10 protein-coding genes are annotated in these 16,440 nt (G+C 71.1%); 9 read left to right on the top strand and 1 reads right to left on the bottom strand.

Features of this window, described 5'->3' with window-relative positions:
* Positions 1-24: 24 nt before the first annotated feature.
* Complete coding sequence (locus ACGFNP_RS24165; protein ID WP_393322203.1) at positions 25-5,952, top strand: polymorphic toxin-type HINT domain-containing protein; 5,928 nt, start codon at positions 25-27, stop codon at positions 5,950-5,952.
* 3 nt (positions 5,953-5,955) lie between these two features.
* Entirely contained in the window at positions 5,956-6,570 is a 615-nt protein-coding gene (locus ACGFNP_RS24160) for a hypothetical protein (protein WP_393322200.1), read from the top strand.
* On the opposite strand, the gene efeB is transcribed toward ACGFNP_RS24160, so the two are convergent.
* Entirely contained in the window at positions 6,567-7,772 is a 1,206-nt protein-coding gene (gene efeB, locus ACGFNP_RS24155; RefSeq protein WP_393322197.1) for an iron uptake transporter deferrochelatase/peroxidase subunit, read from the bottom strand. The genes ACGFNP_RS24160 and efeB overlap by 4 nt on opposite strands.
* Before the next feature lie 209 nt (positions 7,773-7,981).
* Between efeB and ACGFNP_RS24150 the strand changes: the two genes are divergently transcribed.
* The 7 genes from ACGFNP_RS24150 to ACGFNP_RS24120 all read left to right on the top strand — a co-directional run bounded on the left by ACGFNP_RS24150 (position 7,982) and on the right by ACGFNP_RS24120 (position 16,386).
* A complete protein-coding gene (locus tag ACGFNP_RS24150; RefSeq protein ID WP_393322194.1) occupies positions 7,982-9,616 on the top strand; it encodes an FAD-dependent oxidoreductase in 1,635 nt (544 codons plus the stop codon).
* Positions 9,617-9,736: 120 nt separating this feature from the next.
* Positions 9,737-10,513, top strand: coding sequence for a GntR family transcriptional regulator (locus ACGFNP_RS24145; protein WP_393322191.1), 777 nt, complete (start codon positions 9,737-9,739; stop codon positions 10,511-10,513).
* Complete coding sequence (locus ACGFNP_RS24140) at positions 10,504-10,731, top strand: ferredoxin family protein (RefSeq protein WP_214635861.1); 228 nt, start codon at positions 10,504-10,506, stop codon at positions 10,729-10,731. Before ACGFNP_RS24145 ends, ACGFNP_RS24140 begins: the two co-directional genes overlap by 10 nt.
* A gap of 11 nt (positions 10,732-10,742) precedes the next feature.
* Positions 10,743-12,149, top strand: a complete 1,407-nt coding sequence (locus ACGFNP_RS24135) for an ABC transporter substrate-binding protein (protein ID WP_393322187.1) — start codon at positions 10,743-10,745, stop codon at positions 12,147-12,149.
* A complete protein-coding gene (locus tag ACGFNP_RS24130) occupies positions 12,146-13,018 on the top strand; it encodes an ABC transporter permease (RefSeq protein ID WP_393322183.1) in 873 nt (290 codons plus the stop codon). Before ACGFNP_RS24135 ends, ACGFNP_RS24130 begins: the two co-directional genes overlap by 4 nt.
* Positions 13,015-13,728: an ABC transporter ATP-binding protein gene (locus ACGFNP_RS24125; protein ID WP_358314797.1), complete on the top strand. Its 714-nt coding sequence runs from the start codon at positions 13,015-13,017 to the stop codon at positions 13,726-13,728. Before ACGFNP_RS24130 ends, ACGFNP_RS24125 begins: the two co-directional genes overlap by 4 nt.
* On the top strand, positions 13,729-16,386 hold the full coding sequence (locus ACGFNP_RS24120) for a fumarate reductase/succinate dehydrogenase flavoprotein subunit (RefSeq protein ID WP_393322180.1): 2,658 nt from the start codon (positions 13,729-13,731) through the stop codon (positions 16,384-16,386).
* Positions 16,387-16,440 lie beyond the last annotated feature (54 nt).

Raw genomic sequence — 16,440 nt, 5'->3', positions numbered from 1 at the left:
ACTCCGACGCTGCAGGTGCTGAACGTGCCCGCTGACGTGGTGGTGGCGACCTCGCCGGACGCGGCCCCGGCCGCGGTGGCGATCAACAAGCCGGGTCAGGGCGGGGCGGTGACGTTCACCGGTACGGCGGGGCAGCGGATCTTCGCCAAGCTGGCCGTCCCGGCGGGTACGCCCGCTTGCGGCCTGGAGGTGCGGCTGCTCAAGCCGGATGGCACTGAGCTGGCCAAGGACACGTGCATCTACCAGGCGGCCGAGTACATCGACACGGTCACCCTGCCCACCGACGGCACCTATCGGTTCACGATCAACCCGAAGGACGCCTGGACGGGCACTCCGACGCTGCAGGTGCTGAACGTGCCCGCTGACGTGGTGGTGGCGACCTCGCCGGACGCGGCCCCGGCCGCGGTGGCGATCAACAAGCCGGGCCAGGACGCCGCAGTGACGTTCACCGGCGCGACGGGGCAGCGGATCTTCGCCAAGCTGACCATTCCGGCGGGTACGCCCGCCTGTGGCCTGGAGGTGCGGCTGCTCAAGCCGGATGGCACCGAGCTGGCCAAGGACACGTGCATCTACCAGGCGGCCGAGTACATCGACACGATCACCCTGCCCGCCGACGGCGCCTACCGGTTCACGATCAACCCCAAGGACGCCTGGACGGGCACGCTGACGTTCGCCTTGACGGGCGTCCCGGCCGACGTGGCCGTGGCGAGCGCGCCGGACGCCGCCCCGGCCGCGGTGGCGATCGCCAAGCCGGGCCAGGGCGGGGCGGTGACGTTCACCGGTACGGCAGCCCATCGCCTCTTCATCAAGCTGGCCATTCCGGCCGGTGCGCCCGCCTGCGCCCTGGACGTGCGGCTGCTCAAGCCCGACGGCACGGAGCTGGTCAAGGACACCTGCGTCTACCAGGCGGCCGAGTACATCGACACGCTGGAATTACCGGCCGCGGGGGCGTACAAGCTGACCTTCAACCCGCAGGACGCGTGGACCGGCACGATCACGGTCACCCTGGTCGACGTGCCCGCCGACGCGCAGAAGGCGGCGACCGTCGGCGGGGCGGACGTCGTGGTCACCACGACCAAGGCCGGACAGAACTCGGCGGTCACCTTCACCGCCACCGCCGGGCAGAGCATCAAGATCACCATGGTGGACAAGACGTACACGAGCTGCCTCACCACGGAGCTGTGGCCGCCCACCGGCGCTCGCTTGTGGAACTCGTGCCTGTCCAAGAACAGTTCACGCGTCACCGCCCTGACGGCCGCCGGCACCTACACCCTGAAGATCAATCCCCAGGACGCCGAGACGGGGGCGGCCACCATCCGCGTCGCGGTCGGCACCGCCGTCGCACGCGTCGGCAAGCAGGCCGCGAAACCCGACGAGACGGCCCAGAAGGCGCTGCCCGACGGGGTGAAGCGCGGCGCGGCCATGGCGACGTTCACCGCGAAGAAGCACAAGGAGGCGAGCCTCACCGGGGTCGTGAAGACCACCGCGGGGCTGCCGCTGCCCGGCGTCACCCTGCGCGCCGACGGCCGCGAGGCCCGCACGGACGCCAAGGGCGCCTTCCACCTCACCGACCTGCGCCAAGGCGTGCGCCGCCTGCGCATCGACGGCCGTAGCGCCTCGACGAGCAAGCTCAAGTACGGCGTGTTCGACGTGCAGGTGCCGCTCAAGGCGGGCGACAACGAGCTGTTCTACACGCCGTACCTGCCCGCCCTGGACACCGACTACGAGATCGACATCCCCTCGCCGACCACCAAGGAGGTCGTGCTCTCCAACCCGGGCGTGCCCGGCCTGGAGGTGCGCATCCCGGCGGGCGTGACGATCGAGGACGCCGACGGCAAGCCCGTACGGCGCGTCGGCGTCACCCCGATCCCGGTGGACCGCACGCCGATCCCCATGCCGGACGGCGTGCGCGTGCCCGTCTACTACACGGTCCAGCCCGCGGGCGGTCGTCTGGTGGGCGGGACCGCACAGATCACCTACCCGAACTACCTGAAGCTCCCGGCGGGGCAGCGGGTCAACTTCTGGCACTACGACAAGAGCGGCGAGGGCTGGGAGATCTTCGGCGCGGGCAAGGTCGATCAGGCCGCTCGGCAGGTCGTCCCCGACGCCGGTACGGCGATCTCCGACTTCGACGGCGCCATGATCAACGTGCCGGGCAACGAGGAGCCGCTGTGGAAGTGGCTGCTGAAGTTCCTGAACTCCTCGGGCGACCCCGTCGACCTCGGCAGCGGACTGTTCACCCTGAGCCAGACCGACCTCATGGTGGACGACGTCATGCCGCTGACCGTCAACCGCGGCTACAACCCGGGCGACACCCGCAAGCGCTCCATGGGCATCGGAAGCAACGACCTGTACAACATGTACCTGTCGTCGCGGAAGCAGTACCAGGAGGCCGATCTCAACTTCCCCGACGGGTCCCAGGTGCACTATGTGCGGACCTCGCCGGGCACCGGGTTCTGTGACGCGGTCTTCGAGGCACGCGACACCTCGCCGGAGTTCACCGGGTCCACCTTCCACTATGTGGGCGGGTGCAACCAGGGCGGCTGGCACCTCAAGCTGCGCAACGGCATGACCTACGTCTTCGGCGACGAGGCGCCGTTGCAGGAGATCCGGGACGCGCAGGGCAACACCGTCAAGATCCTGCGCAAGTACAAGAACAGCTTCGGCAGCTACCTCGGGCCGATCACGGAGGTCCGCTCGCCGAACGGGTTCTGGCTCAGCTACTCCCACGACGCCGCCGACAAGGTCACGAAGGTGGAGGACAACGCGGGCCGCTCGGTCACGTACGGCTACGAGGGCGACCGGCTCAAGACCGTGACCGGCCCCACCGGCCAGACCACCACCTACGGCTACGACACCGCGGGCCGGATGAACGCCATCACCGACTCCCGCGGCCACACCTACCTGACCAACGTCTACGACGCCAACGGCAGGGTCGCCACCCAGACGATCCTCGGCCAGGGCACCTACGCCTTCACCTACGCCCTCGACGGCTCGCGAGTCGTCGCCGCCCAGGTCACCGAGCCGGACGGCGCCGTACGCAAGACCACCTACGACGACCTCGGTTACCTGGCCACCGACACGCAGGCGGCGGGCACCGGCCGCGAGCACACCATCAGGATCACCCGCGACCCGGACAGCGACCTGCCCAGAACGATCGACGACGGCCTCGGCCGCACCACGACGATCACCTACGACCCCGCGGGCAACCCGCTGGAGCTCAAGGGCGCGGCGGGGTCGGCCACCGTGACCGGCCGGGCCACGTACCAGGGCACTCCGTACGGCAGGCCGAACACGCTGACCGACCCCACGGGAGCCGTCACCCGCTTCGAGTACGACGCGCACGGCAACCCCGAGAAGATCACCGACGCGATGGGCCGCACCTGGAAGACCAGCTACGACGCCCAGGGCCATCCACGCACCCAGACCACCCCGCAGGGGCGCGTCACCACCTACGACTACGTCGACGGCGCTCTGAGCACGGTCACCGACCCGGCGGGACGCAAGACCCGCTTCGTCCGGGACGCGGCCAACCGCGTGATCGAGACGATCGCCCCTGACGGGACCTCGACCGGGCGGGTCTACGACGCGGCCGACATGCTCAGGTCGGTCACCGACGCGGGCGGCGACGAGACGACCTTCGACTACGACGAGAACGGCAACATCACCTCGGTCAAGGACGCCCGCGGAAAGATCACCTCCTACGGCTACGACAACGCCGACAGGCTGCTCGAACGCACCGACCCGCTCGGGGCGAAGGACACCTTCACCTACGACGGCATGAACCGCCTGTCCACGGTCACCGACCGGCGCGGCAAGGTCACCGAGTACCGCTACGACGAGCTCGGCCGCGCGACCTTCACCGGCTTCGGCAAGAACGGCCAGAACTACGAGTCGACGCAGAGCGCCCAGTACGACGACAGAGGCCGCATCCGCGAGCTGACCGACAGCACCACCGGCGCCGGGAAGATCACCTACGGCTACGACGACCTCGACCACCTGACCGCCGAGACCAGCTCGGCGGGGACCGTCGGCTACACCTACGACGCGGCCGGGCGCCTGAAGTCCATGACCGCCTCGGGCCAGCCCGCGGTCGGCTACGACTACTTCCCCAACGGCCTGCTCAAGTCGGTCACCCGGGGCGCGGTCAGCACCGTGTACGGCTATGACGACGACGCGAGGATGACCTCCAAGTCACTGCCCGGCGGGATCACGGCCGCCTACGGCTACGACGACTCGGGCCTGCTGACCTCGATCGGCTACAAGCGGGGCACCACCGGCGTCGGTGACGTGGCCTACGACTACGACCGGCTCGGGCGCCGGACCCGGATGCGCGGCACCCTCGTACGCGCCCAGCTCCCCGCGCCCGCGACCGGCCTCACCTACGACGACGCCAACCGGCTGACCGGCAACGGCGGCCGGACACTGGGCTACGACCCGGCGGGCAACCTGACCTCCGACGGCGTCTTCACCTACGCCTGGAACGCCCGCGGCGAGCTCGTGACGGTGTCGGACGGCAGCGTCACCACGACCCTCGGCTACGACCCGGCGGGGCGCAGGGTCGGCAGCACCACGGGCTCCGACACCACCCGCTTCCGCTTCGACGGCGACGCCCTCATCGGTCAGAGCGGGCCCGGCGGGGCGGACGTCTCCTTCCTCAACGGCTTCGGCCAGGACGAGGCCCTCGCCAGGATCAGCGGCGACGGCCAGGTCCAGGGGCTGCTCCCCGACGCGCTCGGTTCCACGCTGGCCCTGACCGACGGCTCGGGCCAGATCACCACCACCTACGGTTACGACCTGTTCGGCTCCACCACGTCCTCCACGGCCGGCGACTCCAACACCGTGCGCTGGACCGGCCGGGTCTCCGGCGCGCCGATCCCCGGCGGGCTGCAGGACAACAGATCCCGGCTGTACTCCCCGTCGCTGCGCCGGTTCGTCTCCGAGGACACCATCGGCTTCGGCGGCGGCTACAACCTCTACGAGTACGCGCTGGGCGACCCGGCTGACTACACCGACCCCGACGGCACGATCCCGTCGCAGGTGGTCGCGGCCGTCGGCGCCTGCGTCGGCAACGGCCTGATCAACACCGTCGCCGGTGCGCTGCTCGGCCGCAAGCACTCCTTCGGCGACTACGCCCGGGGCTTCGGCAAGGGCTGCCTGGAGGGCGCCCTGGGCTCGATCACCTTCGGCGGCACCAAGTTCGCCCGCTTCGGCAAGTACGGCGATGAGGCGGTGGAAAGCCTCGGCAAGACCTGCCGTCTGACCAGCAGCTTCGTGCCGGGCACCAAGGTACGGATGGCCGACGGCAGCGCCAAGGCCATCGAGGAGGTCGCCGTCGGCGACCGGGTCCTGGCGACCGACCCGGCCACCGGGAAGACGAGCTCGCGGCCGGTCGTGGCCACCATGACCAGCCAGGGCGCCAAGGACCTGGTCAAGGTGGGCATCGCGGGCGGGGTGCTGGTCGCCACCGACAACCACCCGTTCTGGGTGCCCGCGCTGAAGACCTGGCTGCCCGCCTCGGAGCTGCGGCCGGGCATGTGGCTGCGTACTTCGGCGGGCACCCTCGTCCAGGTGTCGGCGGTGGAGACCGAGCACCGCGACAGCCAGCGCGTCCACAACCTCAGCGTGGACGGTCCGAACACCTACCACGTGGTCCAGGGCGGGACCGACGTCCTCGTCCACAACAGCCCGCGTCCCAAGTACCCCTGCGGCTGGCTGTCCCCGTCGGAGTGGGCCAACTCCGTCAAGCGCGAGATCCGCGACAGGTACCGGGGCGATGGCGGCTTCGAGAGCGGGCGGCACGGCGAAGGCTTCAAGGCCGCCGCCAGAGACCTCGAACGCTTCATCAGGGAGCACCCGGGTATGCTGCCGGAGATCGAGAGGGAGCTGCGCGCCACCGCCAAGCGCTGGATGGCCAACGGCAGATCCACCGGCCACTCCGGAGGATGGTGAGCGGTGCCCGCTGACACCCCCAACGCCGGACCCGCCTCGATCGCCGAGTTGATCGAGGCGGCGGAGGACGGGCCGGAGGTTCCTGAGACGTTCGGGCGGCTGCTGCGGGAGAGCGAGCGGCTGCTGAAGGAGGCCCCCGGCTCGGCCGACGCCCACTACGTGCGGGGCTACGCTCTCTACCTGCTGGGCGCCCACGCCGAGGCGCGGGCCGCCTTCGAGCGGGCGGAGCTGCTGCGGCGCGGGCATCAGTGGGCGCTGTTCCACCTCATCGTGCTGGCCTACCGCGACGGTGACCACGGTGCGGTGCTAGGCGCCTTCTCCCGGCTGGAGCGCGCCTACTTCGAGGGCGAGGACAAGCTCTGGCGCTACCTGGTGGCCTGGGAGTACGCGCTGTGCTCGGCGGTCCGGCTCGGACTGGACGAGCACGTCGCCGCCCGCCTGCCGGAGCTGATCACCGACTACACCGACCGCCAGGACGACCCCGAGGAGATCCTGGAGCGGCCGGACAGGCTGCTCCAGCTCTACGGCGAGCAGCCCGAGGGGCCGCTGCGCGACCTGCTGCGCGAGCAACTCGCCCGGCTGGTGCCCGGCGGCTGGATCCGCCCAGGCGATCTCTAGGCTTTCTCACCCAGCAGGGTGTCGCCCCAGTGCCCGCCGGGAGACACGCCGGGTGGGCACGCCCACAGGCCCGACCCCACGTGCCGGATGTAGGTCGAGAGCCGGTCGTCGGTGGCCAGCCTGCGCTGCACGGGCACGTACTGGCGGCGCGGATCGCGCTGGTAGGCCAGGAAGAACAGGCCGGCGTCGATGCGTCCCTGGGTGTCGCTGCCGTCCACGAAGGAGTAGCCGCGCCGCAGCAGCCGTACACCGCCGTTGGACAAGGGATGGGCCAGGCGCACATGGGAGTCGGCGGGGAGCGCGGCCGGGCTGAACCTGTCGCGCTCGCCCTTGCCGCCGAGCGGGGCGCCCTCGGTCTTGGTACGGCCGATCGTGGCCTCCTGGTCCTCCCTGGAGGCCTGGTCCCATGCCTCCAGGTGCATGCGGATTCGCCGCGCGACCAGGTAGCTGCCGCCCGTCATCCACGCGGGCCCGTCGGCGGCGCCCACCCAGACGTGCTGGTCGAGCGCGGTGTGATCGTCGTGCGGGATGTTGTCGGTGCCGTCCTTGAAGCCCATGAGGTTGCGCGGGGTGAGCTGGGCGGGCGTGGTCGAGGAGGTCTTGCCGTAGCCGAGCTGCGACCACCGCATGCTCACCCGGCCCAGCCCGATGCGGGCCAGCGTGCGGATGGCGTGCACCGCGACCTGCGGGTCGTCGGCGCACGCCTGGACGGCGATGTCGCCGCCGCCGCGTGCCGGGTCGAGCTTCTCACCGGGGAAGGGCGGTAAGTCGGCCAGCGCGGGAGGCCGTGAGGCGGCCAGGCCGAAGCGGTCTTCCCCCGCCCGCTCGAACAGCGTGGGCCCGAATCCGACGGTCATCGTCAGGCGGGAGGCGGGCAGGTCGAGGGCCTCGCCGGAGTCGTCGGCGGCGCTGACCCGGCCCGCCGTCATCGACTCGGCGGCCCTGGTCCAGGAGACCAGGAGCGCGATCAGCTCCTCGCGCGTGCCCACGGCCACGTCGAAGGCCGCGAAGTGGAGGCGGTCCTGTACGGGCGTCGCGATGCCCGCCTGATGCGGCCCATGGAAGTCCACGACCTGCGCCGGGGCCGCGCTCGCCGGCGGCTCCGCCTCGCCCAGCAGAAAGGCGCCCGCCGTCGCCGCCGCCCCGGCCACCACACCCGCGCCGGAGGCGGTCAGCAGCCCGCGCCTGCTCAGTCTCCCCACCGAACCTCCCTCCGAAGATCTTGACCTTATCCTGCCGCCCGGCGGCCGGTATCTCGCCTCCCGGCCGGCCATCGGTCAGCCGATCGGTGGGGCGGATCAGCCGTTCGGAGGGGCGGAGAGTTCAGCCGTCGATTCATGACATGGGGTGATGTGCGGCTTGTGGCCGGATGGAGAGGCTGATGGTCTCCAATCGAAAAGGGGTGAGACCCATGCCAGAAGTGAGCGATGGGAGTACGAGCGGCGCAGCGGTGAGTCGTCGTGGGCTGCTCGCCGGTGCGGGTGCCGTGGCGGTCACAGCGCTGGGTACCGGGGTGGCCGCCGCCGCGGCGGGGCCGGAGGCGACGGGGTTCGGGCCGGTGACGGTACGGCCGGGCGACCTGCGCTACGACAACCTGTTGCGCGGCAACAACTTCCGGTTCGCGGGCCGGCCGGACGAGATCCGCGTGGCCGGGTCGACCGATCAGGTGGTGCGCGCGGTGTCGGAGGCGGTGCGGTCCGGTCGGCGGGTCGCGGTGCGCAGTGGCGGGCATTGCTTCGAGAACTTCACCGCCGATCCGGCGGTGCGGGTGCTGCTCGACCTGTCTCCGATGGACGCGGTCGGCTATGACGCCGACCGGCGGGCGTTCGCCGTGCAACCCGGAGCCACCCTGGGGCAGGTGTACCGGACGCTGTTCAAGGGCTGGGGCGTGACGATCCCTGGGGGCGGCTGCCCGGAGGTGGGTGCCGGTGGGCACTTCGCGGGCGGCGGGTACGGGCCGCTGTCCCGGCGGTACGGCTCGGTGGTGGATCACCTGTACGGCGTGGAGGTCGTGGTGGTCGACCGCGACGGCACCGCCCGCGCGGTGGTCGCCACCCGCGAGCCGGACGACCCGAACCATGACCTGTGGTGGGCGCACACCGGCGGTGGCGGCGGCAACTTCGGCGTGGTCACCCGGTACTGGTTACGCTCGCCCGACTCCACCGGCACCGACCCGTCCAAGCTGCTGCCGGCCTCGCCCCGGCGGATGCTGCAGCACGTGGTCTTCTGGTCCTGGGAGCACATGACCGAACAGGCGCTCACCGGGCTGCTGCGTAACTTCGGGACCTGGCACGAGCGCAACAGCGCGCCCGGCTCTCCGTACACCGGGCTGTACGGGATCCTCCTGCTGTCGCACCGCGCCGGCGGAACCGTCACGCTGGTCGCGCAGATCGACGCGGACCTCCCTGACGCCGACCGCATGGTGACCGGCTTCGTGTCGGCGGTGACCGCCGGTGTCGACCTCACGCCGGCGCTCGACATCCGGCGGACGATGCCGTGGCTGCACCGGATGACCTGGCCGGGCAGCGGCGAGCCGGGTGACGTGCTCAACCGGCGGTACAAGATCAAGGCCGGCTATCTGCGACGCTCGTTCACCGAGAGCCAGCTTGCGGCCGTCTACCGCAACCTGACGAACGAAACCGGGGGGCCGGACTCCGGCATGCTGCTCGTCGGCTACGGCGGCCAGGTCCGTGCGGTGGCGCCCGGGGCCACTGCGATCGCCCAGCGAGACGTGGTCATGAAGGCGGTCTATCAGACCATCTGGGGTGACGAAAAAGACGACGCGGCCAACCTCGCCTGGGTCCGCCACTTCTACCGCGACGTGTACGCCGACACAGGCGGCGTGCCCGTACCCGGCGAGGTCAACGACGGCTCCTACATCAACTACCCCGACGCCGACCTGGCCGACCCGGCGTGGAACACCTCAGGCGTGCCCGCGCACCGGCTCTACTACAAGGACAACTACCCACGCCTCCAACGGGTGAAGGCCCGGTGGGACCCGCGCAACGTCTTCCGGCACGCTTTGGCCATCGAGCCTGCGACATAGGTGGCAGATCTTGCCGCCTTCTGAACGTTCCCGCAGCTCAAGCCGGTGATTCAGGCCGGGTAGGGTGGCGCAATCTCCCTGTTATCCCATTTTTCCTACTCGTTGAGTAGGTTTAGCGGCATGAAGCGGGTGGAGCTCGACGATCGGCGGTGCCGGGCGGATCGTGCCCGGCAGGTGGCCGACCTCTTGAGAAGACAGATCATCCACGGCAGCTTCCCTCATGGGCAGCTGCCGCTGGAGGCGGTGCTCGCCCGTGAGTTCGACACCTCGCGCAACACCGTCCGGGAGGCGCTCGACCTGCTGCGCGAGGAGGGCCTGGTCGAGCGGAGCCCGGGCGTGGGCACCACCGTGGTGGCCGAGAAGTACCCGCATGGGCTGCATCGCCTGCTCGGTCTGGCCGAGACCCTGCACGAACACGGGCGGGTGACCAACCAGGTCCGCACGATGACCCTCATGGAGCCGCCCGCTCCGGTCAGCCACCGGCTCGGGCTCGCGCCCGGTGAGCAGGTCGTCTACCTGGAACGGCTCCGCAGCCTGAACGGCCTGCCCCTCTCGCTCGACCTCACCTATCTCGTACGTGACGTCGGCGAGCCGCTGTTCGACGCGGACCTGGCGAACAACGACATCTTCGTGCTGCTCGAACAGATCTCCGGGCAGCCACTCGGCATGGCCGAGCTCACCCTCGAAGCCGTCAACGCCGACCCGCACACCGCCGCCGCGCTCGGTACGCCGCGCGGAGCCGCGCTGCTGATGGTCGAGCGGCTCACCCACCTGGCCGACAGCAGGCCGGTGGACCTGGAGTTCATCCGTTTCAGAGGCGACCGGCTGACGATGCGCGGCCATCTGCGCCGCACCGAGGACCGCCGACAAGAGGACAAGGAGCAGGCATGGCCCTGATCACCCAGCGCGTCGAGGTCCCCGTGACGATCGACGAATCCCTGTGCATCGACGGCTGCACGCTGTGCGTCGAGGCGTGCCCGCTCGACTCCCTGGCGATCAGCGACGAGACCGGCAAGGCGTACATGCACGTCGACGAGTGCTGGTACTGCGGCCCCTGCGCGGCCAGGTGCCCCGTGGACGCGGTCACCATCAACATGCCCTACCTGCTGAGATGAAGGAGATCGCGGTGCGCAAGATCCTGACGGCGGTCCTTCTGCTGGCCGCCACCGCCTGCTCGGTCTCCGGCGCCACGAGCGGCGACACGGGCGGCGAGGGGAAGACGAAGCTCGTCGTCGGCTACCAGTCCAAGACCATCAACACCGTGACGGCCGGAACCCTGCTGCGCTCGCTCGGCTACCTCGAGAAGCGGCTCGGCGGCAAGTACGCCGTCGAGTGGCAGGACTACGACACCGGTGCCCCCATCACCGCCAAGATGGTCGCCGGAAAGATCGACATCGGCTCGATGGGCGACTACCCGCTGCTGATCAACGCCTCCCGCACGCAGTCGATCCCGGCGGCCCGTACCGAGTTGATCTCCATCACCGGCTACAACGCGCGCGGCGGGCTGAACATGGTCGTCGTCCCGCCCGCGTCGAAGGCGCGGACCCTGGCCGATCTCAAGGGCGCCAAGATCTCGGCCAGCGTCGGCTCGGCCGGGCACGGCACGCTGGTCCAGGCGCTGGAGAAAGCGGGGATCACCGACGTCGAGACGGTCAATCACCAGCCCGCCGTCGGCGCGGCCCAGCTCGAGTCGGGTGGCGTGCAGGCGTACGCCCAGTTCGTGGCCTGGCCGGGGCTGCTGGCCTTCCAGAACAAGGGCCGGCTGGTCTATGACGGCTCGGCCCTGGACGTGCCGACCTTCCATGGCGTGGTGGTACGTCAGGCCTACGCCAAGGACCACCCGGAGATCGTGGACGCCTTCCTCAAGGCGCAGATCGACGCCACCCGCTACCTGCACGAGCACCCTCTGCAAGCCGCGGAGTCGGTGGCCCGCGCCACGGGCCTGCCGCCCGAGGTCGTCTACCTGTACAACGGCCGCGGCGGCATCGCCACCTTCGACGTCACGCTGAAGCAGTCCCTTCAGGCGGCACACGAGCATGACGTGACCTACCTCAAGCGGATCAGCGCCGACTTCTCCGGGGTGAACGTCGCCTCCTTCGTCAACGACGCCTACCTCCGCAAGGCGTACGGGCCGGCGTACGACGCGGACCGGGCCTCGACCGTGAACCCCGCCCCGATCACGGGGAAGGACACCGTCTGCGGAGTGGCCGTCGACGATCCCAAGACCGCCTCGGAGCTGTGGCTGAACGGGGAGAGCGAGACGCTGGCCGCCGCCACGCCGTCCTGCCTGCTCCGGCAGGTGGCCGCCGCGAAACAGCCGGTACGGGCGGCCTACGTGCCGGACACCGCCACCGGGACCAGGTGGTTCGCCGACAAGTCCGTCTGGCTTCGGGATCCGGCCGCCGCCGCGAACGCCAGGTTCCTGCCCTTCACCACCGAGGAAGGGGCCGACGCCTACCGCAAGGAGCACCCGAAGACCGAGCCCGTCGCCTATGAAGCCGCGTTGAAGGGAGCGGGAGGTGACGCCCGATGACCACGGAGACGGAAGCCGGCACGACGTCCTGGACGACTGCCGCGCCCGCGGTCCCGCCTCCCGTGCGGAGCCGGGCTCGGAGCGGTGCGGGGAAGGGACGCCGGTGGGCGGTCAGGGCGGGCTCGCTCCTGACCGTAGCCGCCCTGTGGCAGCTCCTCACGGTCACCGACGCGCGGCTGTGGCTCAGGTTCGACCGGCTGCCCACGCTCGATGAGGTCGCCGCGCGGTTCGCCAGGCAGCTCGCCACCCCCGTGTACTACCTCGACCTCCTGCAGAGCCTGATCAGGATCCTGACCGGATTCGGCCTGGCCGCGGTCGCCGGGATCACCGTGGGCCTGCTGGTCGCCAGGTCCCGCACGACGGGGGACGCGCTGCTGCCGCTGCTCGAAGCCGTCCGCCCCATTCCCGCGATCGCGCTGGTGCCGGTGGCGATCCTGCTGTTCCCCACCGATGAGCAGGGCATCGTGTTCATCACGTTCACCGCCGCCTTCTTCCCGATCATGGTGAGCACGCGGCACGCCGTACGGGCGCTGCCCACGCTCTGGGAGGACGCGGTCAGGACGCTCGGCGGCGGCCGGCGCCACGTGCTCTGGAACGTGGTGCTGCCCGGCATCCTGCCCGGCGTGTTCGGCGGGCTCTCCGTCGGCATGGGCGTGGCCTGGATCTGCGTCATCTCGGCGGAGATGATCTCCGGCGAGTTCGGGGTCGGCTACCGGACCTGGATGTCGTACACGATCGTCGACTACCCGGCCGTCATCGTCGGCATGATCACCATCGGCCTGCTCGGCTGGCTCACCTCGGCCGCCGTCGAGCTGGTCGGGCGCCGGTTGACCCGCTGGCTGCCCCGGGCGGAAGGGAGCAGGTCGTGACCCTCGGCCTCACGTTGGAGTCCCTGTCGCTGGGGTACGCCCGGGATCCGGTCCTGAGCGAGCTCGATCTGGCGGTCCGCCCCGGCGAGGTGCTGGTCGTCGTCGGCGCGTCGGGCTCGGGCAAGTCCACGCTGCTGCGCGCGCTGGCCGGGCTGCTGCGGCCGTACGGAGGAAGGATCGTCGCGGACGGAGCGGAGATCGCGGCCACCTCGCAGGACCGCGCGATGATCTTCCAGGACGACGCGCTGCTGCCGTGGCGGACGGTCCTGGCCAACGTGGAGCTGCCGCTGCGCATCCGCAGGCTGCCCAGGCGTGAGCGCCGGGCCGCCGCGCGGGAGTGGATCGCCCGCGTCGGCCTGGCCGGGCACGAGGACCGGCTGCCGCGCGAGCTGTCGGGCGGCATGCGGCAGCGCGTGCAGCTCGCCCGCGCCCTCGCGGGAGCGCCCCGCGCGGTGCTGATGGACGAGCCGTTCGGCGCGCTCGACGCCCAGACCCGCGCCGAGATGCAGGCGCTCCTGCTCGACGTGCTCGAAGACACCAGGGCGACGGTCATCTTCGTCACCCACGACGTGGACGAGGCGCTCCTGCTCGCCGATCGGGTGGTGGTGCTCGGCCGCGGCGGCGTCCGCGCGGTGACCGAGGTGCCGGGGCCCCGCGACCCCGGCGCCGACAGAGCCGGGCTGCGCGCCCAGATCCTCAAGGAGCTGTGAATGGACATCCCCTCGATCGAGGACGGCCTGCGCCTGGAGTGCGAGGTGCTCGTCGTCGGCGGAGGCACCGCGGGCACGATGGCCGCGATCACCGCCGCGGAGCAGGGCGCCCGGGTGCTGCTGCTGGAGAAGGCCCACGTACGGCACAGCGGCGCGCTCGCCATGGGCATGGACGGCGTCAACAACGCCGTCATCCCCGGCAAGGCCACCCCCGAGGACTACGTCGCCGAGATCACCCGGGCCAACGACGGCGTCGTCAACCAGAAGACGATCTACCAGACCGCGACCAGGGGCCACGACATGGTCCGCCGCCTGGAAAGCTACGGGGTGAAGTTCGAGAAGGACGAGCACGGCGAGTACGCGGTCCGCAGGGTCCACCGCTCGGGCAGCTACGTGCTCCCCATGCCGGAGGGCAAGGACGTCAAGAAGGTCCTCTACCGGGTGCTGCGGCGACGCGACATCCGGGAGAGGCTCCGCGTCGAGAACCGCGTCATGCCGGTCAGGGTCCTCACCTCGGAGGGCCGGGCGGTCGGCGTGGCCGGGTTCGACACGCGTTCCGGGCGTTTCGTCACGGTGAGCGCCGGAGCCGTGATCCTCGCGACCGGCGCCTGCGGCCGGCTCGGCCTGCCCGCCAGCGGCTACCTGTACGGCACGTACGAGAACCCGACCAACGCGGGCGACGGCTACGCCATGGCCTACCACGCCGGAGCCGAGCTCAGCGGCATCGAGTGCTTCCAGATCAACCCGTTGATCAAGGACTACAACGGGCCGGCCTGCGCCTACGTGGCCAACCCGTTCGGCGGCTACCAGGTCAACAACAAGGGGGAGCGGTTCGTCGACTCCGACTACTGGTCGGGCCAGATGATGTCCGAGGTGTCCGCCGAGATCGCCTCCGCCCGGGGGCCGATCTACCTCAAGCTCTCCCACCTGCCCGACGAGACGGTCACGGAGATCGAGAACATCCTGCACACCACCGAACGCCCCACCCGTGGCACGTTCCACGCCGGGCGCGGGCACGACTACCGCAGCCACGACGTGGAGATGCACATCTCGGAGATCGGCCTGTGCGGCGGGCACTCGGCGTCGGGCGTGTGGGTGGACGAGCACGGCGCGACCACGGTGCCCGGCCTGTACGCGGCCGGTGACCTGGCCTGCGTGCCGCACAACTACATGATCGGCGCCTTCGTCTTCGGCGACCTGGCCGGCGCCCACGCGGCCGAGCACCACCGACGCGGCGGGCCCCTGCCGGAGGATCAGATCGCCGCCGCGCACGAGCTGGTCTACCGGCCCCTGCGCAACCCGGACGGGCCGCCGCAGCAGCAGGTGGAGTACAAGCTGCGCCGCTTCGTCAACGACTACGTCGCCCCGCCCAAGACCGGCGCCAAGCTCGAGATCGCGCTGGAGTCCTTCGAGCGGATGCGCGACGAGATCGCCTCGATGGGCGCGCGCACCCCGCACGAGCTCATGCGCTGCGCCGAGGTCGACTTCATCCGCGACTGCGCCGAGATGGCGGCCCGTGCCTCGCTCACCCGTACCGAGAGCCGGTGGGGCCTCTACCACGAACGCGCCGACCAGCCAGGACGCGACGACGAGGGGTGGCTGTTCCACCTCAATCTCCGCCGGCGCGAGGGGGCGATGGAGTTCGTCAAGCGCCCCGTGGAGCCGTACCTGGTGCCGGTCGAGGAGTTCTCGCCGGTCGCCGCCGAGCCGGTCGTGCTGGCCGCCCGGACCGCGACCGCGGTGCGCCGCCACGAGGTGCGCCGGGAGGCCCGCGCCGCGGTCGGCCGCTCGCCGCGCATCCTGGAGCTGCACCGCCTCGCCGAGGAGCAGCCGTCGGTGGCGCGGCTCGCCCCCTACCTCGCCGACGCCGACCCGAAGGTACGCCGGGCCGCCATCGCCACGCTCACCGAGACGGTGCCGGAAGGGACGGGCCTGGCCCTGGCCGGCGCCCTCGCCGACGAGCACGGCACCGTGCGCCGGGCGGCGGCCACCGGCCTCAAGGAGCTGGTCGAGGTGCTGCCGGCCACGCCCGAACTCGGCGCGGCCGTGACCGGGTGCCTGTCCGGCGGGGACGCCATGGTCCGGGCCACCGGCCTGGACGTGCTGCGCGCGATGCGGCTCGGCGACGCCGGGACGTTCCAGGCGGCGCTGGCCGATCCGGACCACCGGGTGCGGATCGCGGCGATCCGCGCCCTGGTCTCCCTCGACGAGGCCGACGCGGTGGCCACCGCCGCGACGGACCCGTCCAGAGAGGTACGCGTCTGGGCGGCCAAGGGACTGGGCCTCATCGGCAAGCCGTCGGCCGCGCTGGCCGCTCTCGCGGGCGACGCCGACCCGCTGGTCAGGGCCGCCGCTCTGGAGTCGTCGGGCGAGGTGGGGACACCGCTTGCGGCCGAGGCCATCCGGGGGCTGGACGATCAGGAGTGGCAGGTGCGGGTGGGGGCGGTGCGCTGTCTCGCCGCGGCGGACCCGGCCACGGCGCGGCGGCCGCTCGTCGGAGCGCTGGCGGACCCCAACCTCGACGTGCGCAAGGCCGCCGTGCTCGCGCTCACGCCGTGGGCCGCCGCCACGGAGGTGGCGGACGCCTTGCGGACCGCGCTGGCGGACTCCGACGCCGACGTCCGCTCCTACGCGAGAAAGGCGCTGACTGACTGCTGAGAGGCTCGTCTCCCGGCGTGGAACGGCATGGAACGCCTCATATAGAGAGCGCGA

Origin of the sequence: Nonomuraea sp. NPDC049269, assembly GCF_043197155.1 — a bacterium.
Classification (GTDB): domain Bacteria; phylum Actinomycetota; class Actinomycetes; order Streptosporangiales; family Streptosporangiaceae; genus Nonomuraea.
The sequence above is the reverse complement of the archived record's forward strand: the minus strand, read 5'-3'. Positions and strand labels throughout refer to the sequence as shown.